The organism is Streptomyces sp. NPDC005423, from assembly GCF_040606415.1.
Classification (GTDB): domain Bacteria; phylum Actinomycetota; class Actinomycetes; order Streptomycetales; family Streptomycetaceae; genus Streptomyces.
This window is the reverse complement of record NZ_JBEXET010000016.1, coordinates 143159-162387: the sequence shown is the minus strand read 5'-3', so window position 1 is coordinate 162387 and position 19229 is coordinate 143159. Positions and strand designations below refer to the sequence as shown.

20 protein-coding genes are annotated in these 19229 nt (G+C 72.3%); 9 read left to right on the top strand and 11 right to left on the bottom strand.

From position 1 onward, the window contains the following. Together ABZT12_RS19290 and ABZT12_RS19285 are read right to left on the bottom strand one after the other, a co-directional pair. Nucleotides 1–1181 (bottom strand): maltotransferase domain-containing protein (locus tag ABZT12_RS19290; RefSeq protein WP_356385465.1); only part of this gene is annotated, 1181 nt, incomplete at its 3' end. 75 nt (nt 1182–1256) lie between these two features. Next, nucleotides 1257–1574: a DUF5133 domain-containing protein gene (locus tag ABZT12_RS19285; RefSeq protein WP_356385485.1), complete on the bottom strand. Its 318-nt coding sequence runs from the start codon at nt 1572–1574 to the stop codon at nt 1257–1259. A 237-nt stretch (nt 1575–1811) separates the two neighbouring features. On the opposite strand from ABZT12_RS19285, the gene ABZT12_RS19280 reads away from it, so the two are divergent. Next, nucleotides 1812–2315, top strand: coding sequence for a pep a2 (locus ABZT12_RS19280; protein WP_356385461.1), 504 nt, complete (start codon nt 1812–1814; stop codon nt 2313–2315). Then, a complete protein-coding gene (gene glgX / locus ABZT12_RS19275) occupies nt 2312–4471 on the top strand; it encodes a glycogen debranching protein GlgX (RefSeq protein ID WP_356385458.1) in 2160 nt (719 codons plus the stop codon). The genes ABZT12_RS19280 and glgX overlap by 4 nt, the downstream gene beginning before the upstream one ends. Here glgX and ABZT12_RS19270 read toward each other — a convergent pair. Next, the gene (locus ABZT12_RS19270) at nt 4454–5260 is read right to left on the bottom strand and encodes a VOC family protein (protein WP_356385455.1); all 807 of its coding nucleotides are present in this window, start codon (nt 5258–5260) and stop codon (nt 4454–4456) included. The two genes, glgX and ABZT12_RS19270, sit on opposite strands and share 18 nt — an antisense overlap. 144 nt (nt 5261–5404) lie before the next feature. On the opposite strand from ABZT12_RS19270, the gene ABZT12_RS19265 reads away from it, so the two are divergent. The 4 genes from ABZT12_RS19265 to ABZT12_RS19250 all read left to right on the top strand — a co-directional run bounded on the left by ABZT12_RS19265 (nt 5405) and on the right by ABZT12_RS19250 (nt 8250). Next, complete coding sequence (locus ABZT12_RS19265) at nt 5405–5860, top strand: MarR family transcriptional regulator (protein ID WP_356385452.1); 456 nt, start codon at nt 5405–5407, stop codon at nt 5858–5860. Then, the gene (locus tag ABZT12_RS19260) at nt 5857–6717 is read left to right on the top strand and encodes an ATP-binding cassette domain-containing protein (protein WP_356385449.1); all 861 of its coding nucleotides are present in this window, start codon (nt 5857–5859) and stop codon (nt 6715–6717) included. Before ABZT12_RS19265 ends, ABZT12_RS19260 begins: the two co-directional genes overlap by 4 nt. Further along, nucleotides 6677–7537, top strand: coding sequence for an ABC transporter permease (locus ABZT12_RS19255; RefSeq protein WP_356385446.1), 861 nt, complete (start codon nt 6677–6679; stop codon nt 7535–7537). Before ABZT12_RS19260 ends, ABZT12_RS19255 begins: the two co-directional genes overlap by 41 nt. 188 nt (nt 7538–7725) lie before the next feature. Next, nucleotides 7726–8250, top strand: coding sequence for a hypothetical protein (locus tag ABZT12_RS19250; protein WP_356385443.1), 525 nt, complete (start codon nt 7726–7728; stop codon nt 8248–8250). A gap of 10 nt (nt 8251–8260) precedes the next feature. Here ABZT12_RS19250 and hemC read toward each other — a convergent pair whose 3' ends face one another. From hemC to ABZT12_RS19220, 6 genes are all read right to left on the bottom strand, one after another. Then, a complete protein-coding gene (gene hemC / locus ABZT12_RS19245) occupies nt 8261–9196 on the bottom strand; it encodes a hydroxymethylbilane synthase (protein ID WP_356385440.1) in 936 nt (311 codons plus the stop codon). Nucleotides 9197–9426: 230 nt separating this feature from the next. After that, complete coding sequence (locus ABZT12_RS19240) at nt 9427–10203, bottom strand: NPP1 family protein (RefSeq protein ID WP_356385437.1); 777 nt, start codon at nt 10201–10203, stop codon at nt 9427–9429. A gap of 166 nt (nt 10204–10369) precedes the next feature. Beyond that, nucleotides 10370–11341 carry an ATP-dependent DNA ligase gene (locus tag ABZT12_RS19235; RefSeq protein WP_356385482.1) on the bottom strand — a complete coding sequence of 324 codons (972 nt, stop codon included), beginning with the start codon at nt 11339–11341 and terminating at the stop codon, nt 10370–10372. Nucleotides 11342–11423: 82 nt separating this feature from the next. Further along, entirely contained in the window at nt 11424–12068 is a 645-nt protein-coding gene (locus ABZT12_RS19230) for a response regulator transcription factor (RefSeq protein WP_356385434.1), read from the bottom strand. 16 nt (nt 12069–12084) lie between these two features. Further along, on the bottom strand, nt 12085–13302 hold the full coding sequence (locus tag ABZT12_RS19225) for a histidine kinase (RefSeq protein WP_356385479.1): 1218 nt from the start codon (nt 13300–13302) through the stop codon (nt 12085–12087). A 14-nt stretch (nt 13303–13316) separates the two neighbouring features. Further along, entirely contained in the window at nt 13317–14369 is a 1053-nt protein-coding gene (locus tag ABZT12_RS19220; protein ID WP_356385431.1) for a zinc-binding dehydrogenase, read from the bottom strand. Nucleotides 14370–14867: 498 nt separating this feature from the next. On the opposite strand from ABZT12_RS19220, the gene ABZT12_RS19215 reads away from it, so the two are divergent. Beyond that, nucleotides 14868–15008 carry a hypothetical protein gene (locus ABZT12_RS19215; RefSeq protein ID WP_356385429.1) on the top strand — a complete coding sequence of 47 codons (141 nt, stop codon included), beginning with the start codon at nt 14868–14870 and terminating at the stop codon, nt 15006–15008. Then, nucleotides 15005–16210, top strand: coding sequence for an FAD-dependent oxidoreductase (locus ABZT12_RS19210; RefSeq protein ID WP_356385426.1), 1206 nt, complete (start codon nt 15005–15007; stop codon nt 16208–16210). Before ABZT12_RS19215 ends, ABZT12_RS19210 begins: the two co-directional genes overlap by 4 nt. A 104-nt stretch (nt 16211–16314) precedes the next feature. Here ABZT12_RS19210 and ABZT12_RS19205 read toward each other — a convergent pair whose 3' ends face one another. Both ABZT12_RS19205 and ABZT12_RS19200 read right to left on the bottom strand, forming a co-directional pair. Then, the gene (locus ABZT12_RS19205; RefSeq protein ID WP_356385423.1) at nt 16315–16902 is read right to left on the bottom strand and encodes a TetR/AcrR family transcriptional regulator; all 588 of its coding nucleotides are present in this window, start codon (nt 16900–16902) and stop codon (nt 16315–16317) included. A 94-nt stretch (nt 16903–16996) separates the two neighbouring features. After that, on the bottom strand, nt 16997–18301 hold the full coding sequence (locus tag ABZT12_RS19200; protein ID WP_356385420.1) for an MFS transporter: 1305 nt from the start codon (nt 18299–18301) through the stop codon (nt 16997–16999). A 248-nt stretch (nt 18302–18549) separates the two neighbouring features. On the opposite strand from ABZT12_RS19200, the gene ABZT12_RS19195 reads away from it, so the two are divergent. Beyond that, complete coding sequence (locus ABZT12_RS19195) at nt 18550–19200, top strand: GntR family transcriptional regulator (protein ID WP_356385417.1); 651 nt, start codon at nt 18550–18552, stop codon at nt 19198–19200. Nucleotides 19201–19229 lie beyond the last annotated feature (29 nt).

Genomic DNA, 19229 nt, shown 5'->3' with positions numbered 1-19229 from the left:
AACACCACCGGCTTGGTGTGCGGGTTGTCCACCCGGAAGATCCGCACCCCGTGCCCGGCCCAGAACCGCAGCACCCGCACACTCTCCGCGACCAGACCGTCCATGTCCTGGTCGAAGGCGACGGGATAGATGTCCTGGTACTTCTTCGGCGGGTTCTCCGCGTAGGCGATCGTCCCGTCGGCGCGGTGGTGGAACCACTCCGGGTGCTTCTCCACCCACGGATGGTCCGGCGAACACTGGAGCGCGAAGTCCAGCGCGATCTCCATGCCCAGCCCGTGCGCCCGCGCCACGAAGTCGTCGAAGTCCTCGATCGTGCCCAGCCGGGGATGCACGGCGTCGTGACCGCCCTCCGGCGAGCCGATCGCCCACGGCACCCCCACATCCTCCGCCCGCGCCGACAACGTGTTGTTGGGGCCCTTGCGGAACGTCGTGCCGATGGGATGGACCGGCGGCAGGTAGACCACGTCGAAACCCATCGCCGCGATCCCCGCCAGCCGCCGCGCCGCCGTACGGAACGTACCGTGCGGCTCCAGCACCGTCCCCTCCGAACGCGGGAAGAACTCGTACCAGGCCCCGTACAGCGCCCGCTCCCGCTCCACCAGCAGGGGCATCTCGGCCGAGGCGGTGACCAGTTCGCGGAGCGGGGCGCCGGCCAGCGCGGCGTCCACGGCCGGCGTCAGCGCGGCGGCGAAGCGCGTCCCGACCGGCAGGGTGTCGTCGCTCAGTGTCCGCGCGGCGGCCCGCACCGTCGCGCGCGCGGTCCTTCCGGCCGGCCCGGCGGCGGCCCGCGCGTACAGCTCCGCGCCCTCCTCCAGCATCAGCCCGGTGTCGATCCCCGCCGGGATCTTGATGCGGGCCGCGTGCCGCCAGGTGGCGACCGGATCGCTCCACGCCTCCACGCTGTACGACCACAGGCCCGGCGTGTCCGGGGTGACGTCCGCGCCCCAGCGGTCGCTGCCCGGCGCGAGCTCCCGCATCGGGGTCCACGGGCCCGGCCGGCCCGCGGGATCGCGCAGCACGACATTGGCGCCGATCACGTCGTGGCCCTCGCGGAAGACGGTGGCGGTGACCTGGAACGTCTCGCCCACCACCGCCTTCGCCGGACGCCTGCCGTGCTCCACGGCAGGACGGACGTCCCGTACCGGAATGCGGCCGATGGCGGCCGCCGGAGTCGCACGCATGGGTCTCACCTCCGCCGTGCTCACGGCCGGGCCGGGTCGGCCGGCCTCGGGTCCGGCCTGCGCCGGAAGAGTGCCTTACCTCGTGGCGGGGGAGCGCCGGTCGACGGTCTTCCCCCGATGGGTGACCACGGCCGTGCGCGGCTGTCCCTCGCGCTCCGGGCGGCGGCCGGCCCGTCCCTTGAGGAAGGCGCCCGCGCCGGAGAGCAGATAGCGCTCGGCCGCGTCCGCCGCCTCCCGCGCGCAGCGTTCGCCCATCAGGACGCAGAGCGTGTAGCCGGTGTCCTCGAAGGCGGTCCGTACGGTGCGGTCGGCCGGTGAGGCGAGCATCAGGCGTTCCCAGGCCCGGTAGCGGCGCAGCTGCCGGGCGACTTCGGCTCTGGCGGGTAGCAGCATGGCGTCGTTCACCTCCGCGGTCGTGTTTTCACTCATGGTGCACATCCGATGACCATGCGTCTTGTTGGTTTTTCAACCGTTGCGGTTGGTGCTCCTGGTGCTCGTGTTGCACGAATGGCGTAGCTCTCGCACTCTTGAGGTGACTCAGAAGCGTCGACCGTTCACGCTTCGTGTCCGGTGTCCGGCCCCGTCGGGGCGTGGAGAAGCGTCAGCTTCGCCGGTGAGGAGCCAACGAAGATGAAGACCGCAGCACCCTGCTACTACCACCTCGACGTGGAGATCAGCCCCGAACGGGTGGGACACGTCCGGCGCATCCTCGCCGCCCACCTCCGGTTCTGGGATCTCGAAGTCCTCGTGCACCCGGTCTGCCGTGGCACCGAACTGCTGTTGCGGGCCATCGACGAGCACGCCGCGGACAAGCACACGTCGATCGAGATGTGGTGGAACGGCCAGCACCTGATCACCGCGATCGGCGGCAACGACCGTGATCTCCGCCCCGACCCGGACCTGCGCGCCTGCCTGGCCCGGATCGCCGTGATGAGTGACGGGTGGGGCTGCTGTACCGCCGACACCGGAAGCAAGATCATCTGGTTCTCGCGGCGGGTCCGCAGCGGCGAGCGCGTGCCGCGCGTCCCCACCGCCCCCGCGCCGTCGCTGCGGGAGACGGTCCTGCCGCCCCGCGAAGTACCCGCCGCCGCCCCCGTCTCCCAGGGGCGCGGCATCCTGGAGGACGCCCGGTGACCGCGCGTCCGTCCGGCAAGGGGGTGCCCGTCTGGCGCGGGCACCCCTATCCGTTGGGCGCCGCCTTCGACGGGGCGGCCACCAACTTCGCCCTCTTCAGCGAGGTCGCCGAGCGCGTCGAACTCGTCCTCGTCGGCGACGACGGCTCCCACACCACCGTGCCGCTCACCGAGGTCGACGGCTTCGTCTGGCACTGCCGCCTGCCCGGCGTCGGACCGGGACAGCGCTACGGCTACCGCGTGCACGGACCGTGGGACCCGGACGCGGGCCACCGCTGCAATCCGGCGAAGCTCCTCCTCGATCCCTACGCCGGCGCCGTGACCGGGCAGATCGACAACCACCCTTCGCTGTACGAGCGTTCGGCCGCCGGCGCGGCCCCCGGCGACAGCGCCGCGCACACGCTGCTCGGCGTGGTGACCGACCCGGCCTTCGACTGGGGAGACGACCGCCCGCCCCGGCGCCCGTACGCCGACACCGTGATCTACGAGGCCCATGTGAAGGGCCTCTCCCGCACCCACCCCGAGGTTCCCGAGGAACTCCGCGGCACCTACGCCGGGTTGGCGCACCCGGCCGTCGTGGAACACCTCACCACGCTCGGGGTGACCGCTGTCGAGCTGATGCCCGTGCACCAGTTCGTGCAGGACGGCGTGCTCCAGGACCGCGGACTGGCCAACTACTGGGGCTACAACACCATCGGCTTCTTCGCGCCGCACAACGCCTACGCCGCCCACGGCACGCTCGGACAGCAGGTCGGCGAGTTCAAGTCGATGGTGAAGGCGCTGCACGCGGCCGGCCTCGAAGTCATCCTCGACGTCGTCTACAACCACACCGCCGAAGGCAACGAGAACGGCCCCACCCTCTCCTTCCGGGGCATCGACAACGGCTCGTACTACCGCCTGGTGGACGGCGACTGGGCCCACTACTACGACACCACCGGCACCGGCAACAGCCTGCTGATGCGGCACCCTTACGTCCTCCAGCTGATCATGGACTCGCTGCGGTACTGGGTCACCGAGATGCACGTCGACGGGTTCCGCTTCGACCTCGCGGCCACGCTGGCCCGGCAGTTCCACGAGGTGGACCGGCTCTCGGCGTTCTTCGACCTCATCCAGCAGGACCCGGTGATCAGCCGGGTGAAACTGATCGCGGAACCGTGGGACGTGGGCGAAGGCGGCTACCAGGTGGGCAACTTCCCGCCCCTGTGGTCGGAGTGGAACGGCAAGTACCGTGACGCCGTACGGGACTTCTGGCGCACCGGCGAGCACACCCTCGCCGAGTTCGCCTCCCGGCTCACCGGCTCCTCCGACCTGTACGCCCACTCACGCCGCCGGCCGCGCGCCAGCGTCAACTTCGTCACCGCGCACGACGGCTTCACCCTGCGCGACCTGGTCTCGTACAACGACAAGCACAACGAGGCCAACGGCGAGGAGAACCAGGACGGCGAGAGCACCAACCGCTCCTGGAACTGCGGCGCCGAGGGCCCCACGGACGACCCGGCCGTCCTGGAGCTGCGCGCCCGCCAGCAGCGCAACTTCCTTGCCACCCTGCTCCTTTCGCAGGGCATCCCGATGCTCGGCCACGGCGACGAGATCGGCCGCACCCAGGGCGGCAACAACAACGGCTACTGCCAGGACAACGAAATCTCCTGGATCGACTGGGAGTTGACCGCCGAGCAGCGCGGCCTCGCCGACTTCACCCGGTACGTCATCGGGCTGCGCGCCGCCCACCCCGTGCTGCGCCGCCGCCGTTTCTTCCGCGGCGAGACGCCCACGCACGCCGGACAGCCGCTGCCCGACCTGGTCTGGCTGCTGCCCGACGCCCGGGAGATGACCGAGGGCGACTGGGAGCGTTCCGACGCGCACAGCGTGGGGGTCTTCCTCAACGGCGACGCCATCGCCGAACGCGACCCGCAGGGCCGGCCCGTCATCGACGACTCCTTCCTGCTGCTGCTGAACAGCTACTGGGAGCCCGTCGACTTCCGGCTGCCCGGCGCCGCCTACGGCGAGCGCTGGACGACCCTGATCGACACCGCCGAACCGGCGGGCGCCCCCGACGGCACGGAGCACGGGGCCGGCACGGACCTCGCCGTCGAGGCACGCAGCCTGGTCCTGCTGACCCGGCCCGCCCGCCGGAAGGAGTCAGCCGGCCGAGCGTGACATCACGCTGAAGCGGGCGCCGTCGGGGTCGAGCAGCACGGCCTCGTCGGCGCTCGCCCGCAGGACGTCACCGCCGTTGGCCGCCGCCGTCCGCGCGCAGGCCGCCACGTCGGAGACGGCGAAGTGCACCTGCCAGTGCGGCCTGACCGTGGGGTCGGGAGCGGCCTCCAGGGCGCCCGACTCGATCCGGGCCACGACCCGCCCGCCGCTGCGCAGGACGACCTCCCCGCCCTCGTAGCGGACCTCGCAGCACTCCGGGCGCGCCGTCGCCCAGTCGAGGACCTCGCCGTAGAAGATCGCGGCGTCGAAGGCGTCGCGGGTGTGCAGCCGGATGAAGGCGGGCGCGGATCTGCGCCAGGTCTCCCAGCCGGCCGCCAGGACGCCCTCCCAGACGCCGAAGGTCGCGCCGTCGCGGTCGGCCAGCAGGGCCGCGCGGCCCGGCGGGAACGCGAGCGGTCCGACGGCCACCGTGCCGCCGCGTTCGCGCGTGCGAGCGGCGGCCTCGTTGGCGTTGGGCACGGCGAAGTAAGGCGTCCAGACCACCGCCGTCCGCCACATCGAGGCCACCGCGGCGAGGCCGGCGACCGGGACGTCGTTCGCCGTGGCGATCCGGAAGCGGTCGCCGAGCGTGGCCTGGCGCCACTTCCAGCCGAACACCGCGTGGTAGAAGCCCTCGGAGGTCTCCACGTCGTGGCTGGTCAGACTCACCCAGCAGGGTGCGCCGGAGACCGAACGGGTGGAGACGGCGTCCGGCTGCCGGGCGACGAACGGCTTGCTGTCCTGATCCATGGCAGTCGCGTCCCCATCTCGTGGACCGGCGGCCACCGGTCGTCCACTCCAGTCTCCAGCCGGGAACCGCCGGAGTGCCTGCCGGGCGCTCCGCTTGACCATCTTTTGGGATCGTTACCTCTGCTAAAGAGGTAATCTGTTCATATGGGAACGGAGACCTTTCCGGACGAGCTGGCCGACGCGCTGCTCGGTGTCCAGCGGCTGATCCGCCGCCGGCTGCGCAGCGAGATGACCCTGCCCAGACTGCGCGGCGCCGAGGTGGAACTGCTCCGTCTGGTCGAGGCCAGGCCGGGCATCGGCATCTCGGACGCGGCCAAGGAGCTGTACCTGGCGGGCAACTCGGTCTCCACGCTCGTCAACCAGCTGGCCCGGGACGGCCTGCTGATCCGCGAGACCGACCCCGCCGACCGGCGGGCCGCCCGTCTCGTGCTGACCGAGTCGGCCAGGACACGGCTCGACGACTGGCACGAGCGGCGCGCGGCACTCGTCCGCGCCCAGGTGGCCCGTCTCGACGACACGGACCGGGACGCGCTGCTCGCGGCGGTGCCCGCGCTGCGCAGGCTCGCCGCCCATCTGCACGAGGAGACCGAGGAGTCATGACGCCGGACACCCACACAGGCCGCCCCGAAGCCCTCAGCTGCACCGGCCTCACCCACGTCTTCGGTGAGACGAAGGCGGTGGACGGACTCGACCTGTCCGTGGGGGAGGGCGAGGTCTTCGGACTGCTCGGCCCCAACGGCGCCGGGAAGACCACCGCCATCCGCTGCGTCACCACCCTCCTGCCGGTCCCGGCGGGCATGGTGCGCGTCTTCGGCCACGACACGGCGAAGGAGCAGATGGCCGTCCGGCGGCTGCTCGGCTACGTGCCGCAGCAGCTCTCCGCCGACGGCGGCCTCAGCGGCCGGGAGAACGTGGCCCTCTTCGCCCGCGTCTTCGACGTGGCGCGACGGGAGCGCGCCGAACGCGTCGCCCAGGCGCTCGCCGCCGTCGACCTCACCGACGCCGCCGACCGGCTCGCCAACACCTACTCCGGCGGCATGGTCCGCCGTCTCGAACTCGCGCAGGCCCTGGTCAGCGCGCCCCGGCTGCTGATCCTCGACGAACCCACGATCGGCCTCGACCCGATCGCCCGGACCAGCGTGTGGGAGCACATCAACGCCGTACGGGAAGCGACGGGCATGACCGTCCTGGTCACCACGCACTACATGGACGAGGCCGACCAGTACTGCGACCGCGTCGGCCTGATGCACCGCGGCCGCATCCGCGCTCTCGGCACCCCCACCGAGCTCCGTGAGGGGCTCGGCGCCCGCCGCCGCGCCGAGGGCGCGTCCGCCGGCGAACCCCTGCCCAGCCTGGAGGACGTCTTCCGGGACGTCGCGGGCAGCGGGCTCGACGACCGTACTGGAGGTTTCCGCGATGTCCGAAGCACCCGCCGCACCGCGAACCGCGTCGGCTGACGGCGGCACCGGGCCGGACCTCAGTCTGCTGCTGACACCGCCGCGGCCCCGCGCGGGCTGGCGGCTGCTGCCCGCCCGCGTGGTCGCGATGTGCGCCGTGGAACTGCAGAAGCTGAGCCACGACCGCACCGAGCTGTACACCCGCGCCGTCCAACCGGCCCTCTGGCTGCTGATCTTCGGCCAGACCTTCACCCGCATCAAAGCGATCCCGACCGGCGGCATCCCCTACATCGACTATCTGGCACCGGGCATCATCGCCCAGTCCGCGATGTTCATCGCCATCTTCTACGGCATCCAGATCATCTGGGAGCGCGACGCCGGCATCCTCAACAAGCTCCTCGTCACCCCGACCCCGCGCTCCGCGCTGATCACGGGCAAGGCGTTCGCGGCCGGGGTGAAGTCACTGATCCAGGCCGTGGTCGTCATCGTCATCGCCGCGATCCTCGGGGTGGCGCTGACCTGGAACCCGCTGAAGCTGCTCGGTGTCGCCGCGATCGTGATCCTCGGCTCCGCCTTCTTCTCCTGTCTGTCGATGACCATCGCCGGCATCGTGCTCAGCCGCGACCGGCTGATGGGCTTCGGACAGGCGATCACGATGCCGCTGTTCTTCGGCTCCAACGCCCTCTACCCGGTGGCCGTGATGCCCGGCTGGCTCCAGGCGGTCAGCAAGGTCAACCCGCTGAGCTACGAAGTGGACGCGCTGCGTGGGCTGTTGCTCGGCACCCCGGCCCATCTCGGCGCCGACTTCGCGGTCCTGGTGGTGGCCGCCGTGCTCGGCGTCGCCGCGGCCTCCTCCCTGCTGGGCAGGCTGGCCCGCTGAGCCGCCCGTGGACGTGATGTGCGGCACGCCGTGCCGCGCCTGACGCGAGCCGTGCGGCGGATTCTTCCTGCGCACGGCTTGATCAGTGATCTAGGGGAGAAAATCCCTGGCCACGGCGCATTCCGCTCATTTGACAGTGCGCTGAGCACACAGATAGGAAGCAGCTCTCTGGGGTCGAGAGGTGCACTGTGTACGAGCCGAACGTGGTCGGGGACTGGCACGAGTACGACGAACATGCCGGTCTGCGGGTCCGCGTCCACCGTCTGATGCCGGCCGAGCCGCCGCGCGGACGGGACGACGCGGCCGAGGGTCTGACGTACTTCACGCTGCGCGTCACCGTGGAGAACCGGGGAGCCCGGCACCTCGGCATCCATCTGGAGGACGGGCAGGTCGACGTCCGGCTCGGCCCCGACGGGGAGAGCGCGTTCGTCGACTGGCGCAGTTCGCAGTTCATCGAGGGGTTCGACGTCTATCCGCTGCGCCGGGCCACCGCCGTCCTCTACGCGGCCGGTGCCGAGGCCGCCCTGGCCCAGGTGGCCGTCCAGGTCCAGCTGCGGGTCGAGGAGGAGTGGACCGAACGGCGGCTGTGGGCGGGCGGTGTCGGGCTGCACGAGGAGGTCGTCGCGGCCGGTCCGTGCGCCGCCGGCCGGGAGGGCCTGGCCCACCAGGTGAGCGACTACCTGCGGGACCAGGCGGAACCGGGCACCGCCTGACACCCCCGCGTCAGTGCGGGATGCCGTCGATGATCTCCCGGGCGCCCTGCCGCAGCAGCGCGACGGCGACCGATGTGCCGAGCGTGGCCGGGTCGAGGCGGCCCGCCCACTCGTGGGCGTTGAGCCGGGTCTTGCCGTCCGCGGTGAACACGCAGGCGCGCAGCGACAGTTCACCGCTCCGGTCGACCCGGGCGAACCCGGCGATCGGGCTGTTGCAGTGGCCCTGGAGAACGTGCAGGAACATGCGCTCCGCGGTGGCCTCGCGATGGGTCTCCGGGTGACCGAGCGAGCTGACCGTGTCGATGACGTCGGTGTCGCCCGCGCGGCACTGGAGGGCCAGGATGCCCGCACCGATCGGCGGCATCATCGTCTCGGGCGCGAGTACCTCGCTGATCACGTCACGCCGGCCGATCCGGTCGAGGCCGGAGACCGCGAGCAGCAGCGCGTCGGCCTCGCCCGCTTCCAGCTTGGCGAGCCGCCTGTTGGCGTTGCCGCGGAACGGTACGCACTCCAACTCGGGGTGGCTGGCGGCCAGTTGGGCGACCCGCCGGACCGAGGAGGTGCCGATCCGGGTGCCGGCCGGGAGTTCGTCGAGGGTGAGTCCGCCCGGGTGGACGAGGGCGTCCCGGATGTCGTCCCGCTCTAGGAAGGCGGCGAACGTCGTCCCGGCCGGCAGCGGCCGGTCGGCCGGCACGTCCTTGACGCAGTGCACCGCGAGATCCGCGACGCCGGCCAGCAGCGCCGCGTCGACCTCCTTGGTGAACGCCCCCTTGCCGTCGACCTGGGACAGCGCGCCCATCCACTTGTCGCCGGTCGTCCTCACCGGGACGACCTCGGTGCGCACCTGGGGATGGAGGACGGCCAACTCGGCCCGGACACGCGCCACTTGGGCCAGTGCCATGGGGGAGTCGCGGGAGACGATGCGGATCAGTTCGGGGACGGACATGCGGGACACGATAGACCTTCCGGCTCGTCCGCCGGTGGTGCACCGTTCAAGTCAGGTGCCGTCGGGGGAGAAGCGCGCGGGTGTCGGCCGGGCGCCGGTCGGCCTCCGCCGGCACGAGTCCGGGCCCGTGGTCTCCGCTACGGCCGGCCGCCGGCCGCGATCACAGGCTCCCGGAGTCCGCGTGACTCCGGGAGCCGTGGGAACGGCCGTCCCGCCGAGGAGGTGGCGGCTCAGGCGTTGGGGTCGAACGTGATCCCGGACGGTTTGGCCGAGGTGAGGTGGGCGGCGAAGTTGGCGTCCTTGAGGCCGAAGTTGGCGCTGCCGAAGTCGTAGGCGCTCAGCTTGTCGCGCACTCCGGCGGGGTAGCCGTTCCAGCCGACGAGCGGCGGGTACTGCCAGGTGTGCTTGGCGTTCTCCGGCGGCTCGTCGTTGGTGTTGGCCAGCCGGAAGTCATGCGTCCCGATGCCGTCCTTGTGGTAGACGATCTTCGCGTGGCTGCCGTCGAAGCGGACCTCGGACGCCGCGTGCACGGTGAACGACCCGTGGTTGGAGGTCGACACGTACTGGATCTGGCCGTTCTGCACCCACACGACCACGTGCTCCCAGTCGTTGCGGTGGCCGCCGATGCTGCTTCCCGCGATCGCCTGGTCCTTCTCGAAGTACAGGCCGTACAGGTAGGCGCACCAGCCGTTGTTGCACTTGTAGCGTGAGTAGCTGTTGGTGTTGTCGAGGTCCGAGGCGTCGTGACAGTTGCCGTTGAGGGCGCCGGTCGGGTTGAGGCCGCCGTTGACGGTTCCGTCGGGGCCGATGGCGGGCGTCGGGTAGCAGCCGTCCGTGTCGTAGTCGAAGGCGGGCTGGTACGTCTGCTCGGCCGGTTCGGCGTTGGCGGGCAGCGCCTGGGGCGGGGCGGCGAAGGCGGTGGCGGGGACGGCGATGACGAGCGCCGCGGCGCCGGCCAGGCCGGTCAGCCAGGTTCTCCGCCGGATTCGGGACGTGGGTGACGGCACGGCGTCCTCCTCGTGGGGCGCAGCCGGGGGGCTGTGGGGGCAAGGGGGTTCAGCTTCCCGGGTTTTCATGTACGCGCCAAGAGGGCGGTGGCGTCCCAACGATGAAGATCCGCCCAATAGTTGACGCGCGCGGCGATCTACGGTGACTGCGGTGAGCTGGGGCGCCTCACGGCCGCGGCAGGTCGGCCGCCGAGTCCTCGGGCGCGAGATCCGGGCGCAGCCGCAGCCAGGACGGCTGGCGCAGCATCCCGGCCCGGGTACGGGTGGTGCGGCGCACCTCGCCGACCAGTCGGGGCAGCACCCAGCGCGCGCCGGCCACCCGTGGCACCGGGTCGAAGGGGCACACGTCCGTCCCGGCCGCCACGAGCAGCGCGGTGAGTTCCGTCCGTTCCGCCTCGTTCCAGCCGGTGCCCACGTTGCCGACGTAGCGCAACCTGCTGTCCGCGCGCTGGCCCACGAGCACGGCGCCGAGCCGGCCCGACAGCCTGCCCCTGCCGGGCACCCATCCGCCGATCAGGACGTCCTCGGTGCGCAGGTTGCGGATCTTGATCCAGGACCGGGAGCGCGTCCCGGCCTCGTACACCGAGTCCAGCCGCTTGCAGACCAGGCCCTCCAGCCCGTGTTCGCGGGTGGCCCGCAGGGCCTCGCTGCCATGACCGGTCAGCGCGGCCGGAGTCGACCAGCACGGGCCGCCGAGACCGAGCCGCTCCAGCTCAGCCCGCCGCCGGACATAGGGGAGCCGGACGAGGGAGTGCCCGAGGTGGGGTACGTCGAACAGCACCAGATGGACCGGTGTCTCCGCGGCCCGCCGTACGGCCAGGGCCGGTGACCCGGCCAGCCCCATCCGGCCCTGGAGCAACTGGAAGTCCGCGCGGCCCTGCCCGTCCAGGACCAGCACCTCCCCGTCGAGGATCGCGGGCGTGCTGCCCAACTCCCTTCCCAGGAGCAGCAGTTCGGGGTAGGCGGCGGTGATGTCCGCCCCGGAGCGGGCGCGCAGCAGCACACTGCCGTCGCCGGGGAGGTACGCCATCACCCGCTGGCCGTCCTGTTTGGTCTCGTAGGCCCAGCGGGTGTCCTGCGCGGCGGGCGGCAGGGTCCCGGGGGTGGCGAGCATGGGCGGGATCAGCGGCAGGGTCACGGCACACATGTCGACGCACCCCGCTGCCGTCACGCCCCTTTCCCGGCCGGTTCCCCTGAACGGCCGCCGTCCGCGCGGCGCCTCACGCGTTCCGCAGATACGCCAGCACGGCCAGCACCCGGCGGTGCCCGCTGTCGCTCGGTGGCAGCCCCAGCTTCAGGAACACGTTGCCGATGTGCTTGCTGACCGCGCGCTCCGTGACCACCAGGTGCCCGGCGATCGTCGTGTTGTCGTGGCCCTCGGCCATCAGCGTCAGCACCTCGCGCTCACGCGGGGTCAGCGAGTCGAGCGGCGAGTCCCGGCGCCGGGTCAGCAGCTCGGTCACCACCTCGGGATCGAGCGCCGTACCGCCGGCCGCCACCCGCTCCAGCGCGTCGAGGAACTCGTCCACCCGGCCGATCCGGTCCTTGAGCAGATAGCCGACCCCGCTCGCGCCGAAGCCCAGCAACTCGGCGGCGTACGACTCCTCCACGTACTGCGACAGCACCAGCACCGGCAGCCCGGGGATCCGCTCCCGCGCGTCGAGCGCGGCGCGCAGCCCCTCGTCGCGGAAACCGGGCGGCATCCGTACGTCGAGCACGGCCACGTCCGGGCGGCGGTCGAGCAGCGCGGGCAGCACCTCGGGGCCGCTGCCCACGACGGCCACCACCTCGTGCCCGGCCGAGGTCAGCAACAGGACGAGTCCCTCCCTGAGCAGGGCGTTGTCCTCGGCTATCAGCACTCTCACGAGGGCCCCACTTCGGTCACCACACGCACGGCAGCTCCACTTCGATCACGGTCGGTCCCCCCACGGGGCTGGTCACGGCCACGGTGCCGTCGAGCGCGGCGATCCGGCGCCGCATGCCGAGCAGGCCCGAGCCACCGCCCGCCCCCGCGGAGCCGGGAACGGGGGAGGGGGTCCCGGCCCCGCCCCGGCCGCGGTCGCGCACCCGGACCCGCAGTCCGTCCCGGACCCTGGCCAGATGGACGTCGGCGTGCTCGGCGCCGCTGTGCCTGGCGGCGTTGGTCAGCGATTCGGCGATCACGAAGTACGCCGCAGCCTCGACCGCCGCCGGGGCGCGCGGTCCTTCGTGCCCGCCGTGCCTGTCGTGCGTGTCGTGCTTGTCCGTGAGTCCGTCCACGGTCACGCTCACGTCCAGCGCGCATCCGGCGGCCAGCGCGCGCACCGCGCCGACCAGCCCACGGTCGGTGAGGATCGGCGGGTGGATGCCCCGCACCACGTGCCGCAGCTCCGTCAGCGCGTCCTCGGCCAGGGTCTGCGCGTCGTCGAGCATCCGGCGCGCGGCGGCCGGATCGCTGTCGTAGACCCGCTTGGCGAGGCCGACGCGCATCGACAGGGAGACCAGACGGGCCTGCGTCCCATCGTGCAAGTCCCTCTCGATCCGGCGCAGTTCGGCCCCGTGCGCGGCGATCGCGCCGGCCCGGGTCTGGGTCAGCTCCTCCACCCGGACGGCGAGCCGCGCCTTCGGCGAGGGTTTCAGCAGGGCCGTCGACCAGCGCGCGTCGAGATCCGCGAGCCGGGCGATCAGCGGCAGTACGACGGCCCGTCGCCCCAGCAGGCCGCACCACACCCCGTCCACCACCAGACCCAGCGGCCAGAGCGGCACCATCAGCAGGGGCAGCGCGCCGTAGCCGTAGCCGGCGCAGAGCCAGCGCAGGTCGGTGGCGGTACCCGGATCGCGGACCGCCGTACGGACCCGCTCGCGGACGGTGCCGGTGAGCGGGGCGTAGGCCTCGGGAATCTCCCGGCCGGTCCAGCGGCTCACCTGGCGCCGCTTGGCACCGGCGATGCGGCGGATCAGCAGCACCGTCTCGGGCAGCATGAAGGCACCCACCACCGAGGCCGTGGCGATCATGGTGATCAGCAGCACGGTGATGAAGAGGTACGCGCCGAAGGTCATCGCGACGGCCAGGGCCAGCCGCACGCTCGCCCGCCCCGCCTGCCGCAGGGTGTCCCGCAGGCCGCCCGGGCCGGTCAAGGGCTCTGCTCGTCGAAGGTCACGACGACCTTCTCCGCGGCGCCCGGCGTCATGGCCAGTTCGAAGGCGTGCCCGGCCGCCGCGAACGGCACCCGGTGACTGATCAGCCGCGCGAACCGCTCGTGGTGCTCGACGAGTTCGGGCGTGACCTCGAAGATCTCGGTGGGGTAGCCCTGCGAGGCGATCAGCGTCAACTCACTGCGCAGCATGCCGCCGAGGTCGATCGCGTCGGACTTCTTCTGTACGGCGACCATCACCAACCTGGCATGCCACTTCGCGGAGTTCACCGTCGCGGTGAAGACGGCGGGCGCGCCGGCCGCGTCGATGTAGATGTCGGTGCCGGCGCGCGGCTGCCCGAGCGCGTTGGCGGCCTCGCCGTGCAACTCGGTCAGCCGGGCGGTCACGTCCTCCTCGGCCGGGTTCAGCACCGCGTCCGCGCCGACCGCCAGCGCGGTCTCCAGCCGTGAGGGGATGACGTCCGCGACGACCACGTGCTCGACCCCGCGCAGCTTCAGCCAGATCGCCGCGCCCAGCCCGATCGGTCCGGCACCGAAGACGACCACCTTGTCACCAGGTGCCGCCCCCGAGCGGTTCACCGCGTGCCGGGCGACGGCCATCGGCTCGTTCAGGGCGGCGACGTCGAAGGGCACCGTGTCGGGAAAGACGGCGACGCTCCTGCCGGGCACGGCGTTCTCGACGAGCAGGTACTCGCTCATCCCGCCGTACCGGCCGCCGCAGCCGATGATGCCGGTCGGGGCGTCCTGGGGGTTGACGACGACCCGGTCGCCCACCTTCAGACCGGTGACCTCGGCGCCCACCTCGACGAGCTCGCCGGCCGGCTCGTGTCCCAGCGGCACGGGCACCACCTCGCCGCCCAGGTGCGCCCGGGACGGCATCCCGCCCATGTGCAGGAAGGTGACGTCGGTCCCGCAGATGCCGCAGGCGCGGATCCGCACCAGCACGTCCTTCGGACCGGCCACCGGTCGCTCGACGTCCACGGTGTCGATCGTGCCGACGGCACCGGTCTGTACGGATTTCATGGTGACCACGGTGGGCTCGCTCTCTCGGGGGCGCGAAGAAGGGAATGTCCTCGGGGCCGGCGCCGGCCGGGGGAGTGGCCGGCCGCCGGGCCCGAGGACCGCGCCCGTCCCCGTCCCCACGGGTAGGGCGCTGGGGGCGCCTTCCGCTCAAGGCGTCCCCGGTCTTGCTTGAGTTAGGCAATCATATGAGACTTACTTGAGTCAAGCAATGATTGTCGGGCGAGGTGAGGCGAGGCGAGGGGTGAGGCGAGGTGAGGCGGGTGCGGGTGCGGGTGCGGGTGCGGGTGCGGGGCGCTGGTCGCGTCGCGGATCGGCGGGTCCAGCCGGTGACCGTCGAGCCGGTGATCGCCGTGGGGGCGTTGTCGCTCTGCCGTTCCGTCGCGCGCCACTGCCTCGGCCGGAACCCCGCGCGACCGGAACTCCAGGTCGGCTGTGGCACCCTCTACCGACGTATCCCGCCCCCGCGCCTCGCCGCCCCGGCCGAGCAGAGGAACAGAGGACACAGCCATGCGCGTGCAACTGCTGGAACTGCTTCACCTGCTGGAACCGGGCGGACCGAAGCGCGTCGGCGCCGGCCGAATCGGCCAGGACGTAGGGGAGTTCGAGGCGGCTGATCCGTCCGCGGTGGCCCGGCCGGTGCGGCTGTGAAGCGGGTCGTGATCGTCGGGGCCTCCGCCGCCGGGCTGGCGGCGGCCGAGACCCTGCGCCGTGAGGGCTACGCCGGCACGATCACGCTCGTCGGCGACGAGCCGCACCCGCCCTACGACCGCCCGCCGCTTTCCAAGCAGGTCCTGGCCGCGGACTGGGAACCGGAACGGGTGACTCTGCGCGCCCCGGCCGACCTGGCCGCACGCGACCTGGACCTCCGCCTGGGCTCCGCGGCGACCGGCCTCGACCTCGCCGGGCGCACGGTACGTCTCGCCGACGGCACGGAACTCCCGTACGACGGGCTGGTGGTGGCCACCGGGGTACGGCCGCGGCGGCTGCCGGGGGAGGGCGCGCACGTGCTGCGCACGCTCGACGACGCCGTGGCGCTGCGCGACCGGCTCGGGCCGGGCCGGCGGCTGGTCGTGGTGGGCGCGGGTTTCCTCGGCGCCGAGGCCGCCGCCGTGGCGTGGCGGCTGGGCGCGCGGGTGACGCTGCTCGAACCCGCTCCCGTACCGCTGGCCCACGCGGTCGGCGTCGAGGTCGGTCGCGTACTGGCCCAGGCGCACCTGGACCGGGGCGTGGATCTGCGCACCGGGGTCACCGTCGGCGAGGTGACCGACGAGGGGGTACGGCTAGGGGACGGTGAGGAGATCGCGGCCGACGAGGTGCTCGTCGCGATCGGGTCGCTGCCCAACACCGAGTGGCTGGCGGGCAGTGGTCTGACGGTCGGCGACGGCGTGGTGTGCGACGAGTACAGCGAGGCCGCGCCCGGTGTGTACGCGGCCGGTGACGTCGCCCGCTGGCACAACCCCCTCTTCGGGGTGTCGATGCGCGTCGAGCACCGCACCAACGCGGCCGAACAGGGCATGGCCGTCGCCCGCAACCTGCTCCACCCCGACGCCCGCAAGCCGTTCGCACCGGTACCGTACTTCTGGTCCGACCAGTACGACATGAAGGTCCAGGCGTACGGCTACCTGCGCGGCCACGACGAGGTCGCCGTGGTCGACGGCGACCTGGCCGAGGGGCGCTTCGTCGTCGCGTACCGCACCGGCGAGCGGGTCAGCGGAACCCTCGCCGTCGGTATGCCGCCCAAGGCGATCCGGGCGTGGCGGCAGACCATCGTGGACGGCGTGGCCTGGCACGTCGCGGTACAGCGCGAGGCGTCTCCCACGAAGAGCGCGCAGGGCGCCCCGACCGGCTGAGCGACCGCGCGCCTCCGTCCTGCGCCTGGCCGTGGTCGCGGCGCGAGACCAAGTCGCTTGCCCCGCAGCCGCGTTCGCGCGTCAGGAGCCGGCGCGGCGGCCGCTCAGGCGCGGGTGGCCAGTGCCGCGTCGATCAGGACGGCCGCCGCGGTCCGTGCCGCGAGGGCGGCGGAGGGGTCGCGGTCCATGCGGGCCGACACCCCGCCCCCGTCGTACAGGAGGTGCAACTGCTGGGCGAGCGCCGCGGGTTCGGGGGCGCCGGCGTCCCGCGCGAGGCCGGTGAACAGGTCCCGGATCCAGGTGCGGGAGGCGTCGGACGCCTCCTCGATGGCGCCGCCCTGTCTGGCCTCGGCGCTGGCCGCCACGAAGGCGCAGCCGCGGAAGTCCGGCCGGGAGAACTGCTCGCCCTGCGCCTCGAAGACCGCCAGGAGCCTTGCGCGCGGACCGTCGGCGCGGTCGACGGCGCCCAGCAGGCGCTCGGACATCCTGGCGTGCCGTGCGTCGAGATAGGCGTGGATGAGCTGTTCCTTGCCGCCGAAGGTGTTGTAGAGCGATGCCTTGGCGACCCCGGCCCGCTCGATGATCCGGTCGATGCCGACCGTGTGCACGCCCTCGGCGTAGAACAGCTCGTCCGCGGCCGAGAGCAGTCGCTCACGGGCAGTCGGACTCTTGGCGCTCCGCGTCTTCGTCATGCCGCTCACCTTCTCGACAGGGTCCCAGATTAGTCGTCGCCCGGGCCGGTCGGCCCCGACCGGGGGCCGTTGCCGCCCGCTCCGGCCGCCGCGGTCAGGAGACGCGTTCCGACAGCTCCTCCTCGGCCGCGGCCTGGCCGGTGCCGTCCGCCGGGGTCCGGCCGGCGGCCACCAGCACCCCCGGACCGGTGGGCGATCCGCCGCGCAGCAGCAGCGCCGCGAGCGCCAGCAGGGCCAGGGCGATGACGACGGCGCCGTACTCCTCGGAGGTCGGGACCAGGCCCCCGCCGTGCACCACGAGCACGCCGGCGATGACGGAGGGGACCCCCATGCCCAGATAGGAGACGACGAAGAGGAAGGACAGCACCCCGGAGCTCTCGTGCGGCCGGGTCAGCGGCAGCACGGTGCGGATGCCGCCCTGGAAGCCGCTGCCGAAGCCGAGGCCGGCCACGGCCGTGCCGACGAAGAACAGGACCGGCGCGTCCAGTCCGACGGCGAGCAGGGTGAGCGCCACACCGGCGATGAGCGCGGCGATGCCGGTGAACATCACGGTGGAGGCGCGGACCGTGCGGAGGGCCAGCACGGAGAGGGCGGCGACGAACGCGAGGACGAAGAGTCCGAGTCCCCCGAAGACCGCGGAGGAGGAGCCGACCAGGGTGCGGACGAGGGCGGGGCCGAGGGAGCCGTAGAAGCCGGCGAGGGCCCAGACGGCGAAGATGACGGGGGCGACCGCCAGGACCGGGCCGCGGACCGTCCGGGGGAGCCTGATCTCGGGCACCAGGGCGGCCAGCGCGCCGGGCTCGCGGGTGACGGTCTCGTCGATCAGCGTGATGGCGATCGCCTGGGCCGCGAAGACGGCGAGCAGACCGAGGTAGACGCTGTGGGTGGGGGCAGGCAGGTACTGCACGACGAAGCCGCTGACCAGGCTGCCCGTCGCGGTGCCGAGACCGGGGGTGAAGGCGTTGGCGAGGGTGCCGCGCGGCCGGTCGATGTCCATCATCGCGGCGCCGACCGCGCCCAGCGCCGCGCCGGTCGACAGTCCCTGGACGATACGGGCGAGGAGGAGTTCGCCGACGCCGGAGGCGGTGGAGAAGAGCAGCATCGCCGCCGCCTGCGCGATGATCGCGGTGATCAGGACGGGACGCCGGCCGACGTGGTCGGAGAGCTTGCCGAGGACCAGCAGGCCGGACAGGACGGCGATCGCGTAGATGCCGAAGACCGTCGTGGTGGTGAGCGGCGAGAATCCCCACTCGGCCTGGTAGGTCGCGTAGAGCGGGGTGGGCGCGCTGGAGGCGGCCAGGAAGGAGACCACGACGGACGCGAGGACGTAGAACGCCGCCCTCGGCGGTATCGGCCGGCTCGATGCCGTGCTGCGTTCCTGCTGTTCGAGGCGGTTCATCACAGACCCTTCGCGGGGACGGGGGCGAGGAGAGCCGGGCTCCGGCAGGCGGCTGCCGATGACGCCGAAGACGCCGGCTACTGCGACTCCTCAGTGAGTAGACCTGTCTGTCTACTCTGCTGACGGTCAACGCGGCGGGCGGCCACGTCTATTCCCGGCCGCGTGCCCGCAATACCGCAGACAAAATTGTTGACAATCTTGTTTCGCTAGATTTAGGTTCGACAGGCACTCACTCAGGGAGGGCAACGATGCCGAAAGAAGCCCGTCCGAGCACCGGAGAGCAGGCCAAGCAGCACGCGCTCGCGCAGCTGCGGCAGGCGATCCTGCACGGCGATATGGCCCCGGCACAGCGGCTGGTGGAGAACGAGCTGGCCGAGCAGTTCGATGTGACGCGGGCCAGCATCCGGGCGGCGCTGATAGATCTGGCGGCCGAAGGGCTGGTCGAGCGGATCCGCAACCGCGGTTCGCGGGTGCGGGTGGTGACCGTGGAGGAAGCGGTCGCCATCACGGAGTGCCGCATGGTCCTCGAAGGGCTGTGCGCCGCCAAGGCGGCCGTCGCGGCCAGCGACGAGCAGCTGACCCAACTCGTGGACCTGGGCGCGGCGATGACCAAGGCCGTGGCAGACGGTGAGCCGGTGACCTACTCCGAGCTCAACCACGAACTGCACGACCGGGTACGGGAGTTCTCCGGCCAGCAGACGGCGGTGGCGCTCCTGGAGCGGCTCAACGCCCAACTGGTCCGTCACCGCTTCCAGTTGGCGTTGCGTCCGGGGCGTCCGCAGCAGTCCCTGAGTGAGCATCTGGCGATGATCGAGGCGATCACGGCCAGGGACCCGCAGGCGGCCGAGACGGCCGTCCGCGCCCATCTCGTCAGCGTGATCGAGGCGTTGCGCGACTGACACGCGCGAGGCGGGCGCCCATCCGTCCA

Bases quoted from the DNA above. Each gene is read 5' to 3' on its own strand.
- ABZT12_RS19270 (WP_356385455.1), bottom strand. From the start codon at position 5,260: ATGGATCAGGACAGCAAGCCGTTCGTCGCCCGGCAGCCGGACGCCGTC.
- hemC (WP_356385440.1), bottom strand. From the start codon at position 9,196: ATGTCCGTCCCCGAACTGATCCGCATCGTCTCCCGCGACTCCCCCATG.
- ABZT12_RS19195 (WP_356385417.1), top strand. From the start codon at position 18,550: ATGCCGAAAGAAGCCCGTCCGAGCACCGGAGAGCAGGCCAAGCAGCAC.
- ABZT12_RS19285 (WP_356385485.1), bottom strand. From the start codon at position 1,574: ATGCTGCTACCCGCCAGAGCCGAAGTCGCCCGGCAGCTGCGCCGCTAC.
- ABZT12_RS19260 (WP_356385449.1), top strand. From the start codon at position 5,857: ATGACGCCGGACACCCACACAGGCCGCCCCGAAGCCCTCAGCTGCACC.
- ABZT12_RS19215 (WP_356385429.1), top strand. From the start codon at position 14,868: ATGCGCGTGCAACTGCTGGAACTGCTTCACCTGCTGGAACCGGGCGGA.
- ABZT12_RS19205 (WP_356385423.1), bottom strand. From the start codon at position 16,902: ATGACGAAGACGCGGAGCGCCAAGAGTCCGACTGCCCGTGAGCGACTG.
- ABZT12_RS19255 (WP_356385446.1), top strand. From the start codon at position 6,677: ATGTCCGAAGCACCCGCCGCACCGCGAACCGCGTCGGCTGACGGCGGC.
- ABZT12_RS19200 (WP_356385420.1), bottom strand. From the start codon at position 18,301: ATGAACCGCCTCGAACAGCAGGAACGCAGCACGGCATCGAGCCGGCCG.
- ABZT12_RS19265 (WP_356385452.1), top strand. From the start codon at position 5,405: ATGGGAACGGAGACCTTTCCGGACGAGCTGGCCGACGCGCTGCTCGGT.
- ABZT12_RS19280 (WP_356385461.1), top strand. From the start codon at position 1,812: ATGAAGACCGCAGCACCCTGCTACTACCACCTCGACGTGGAGATCAGC.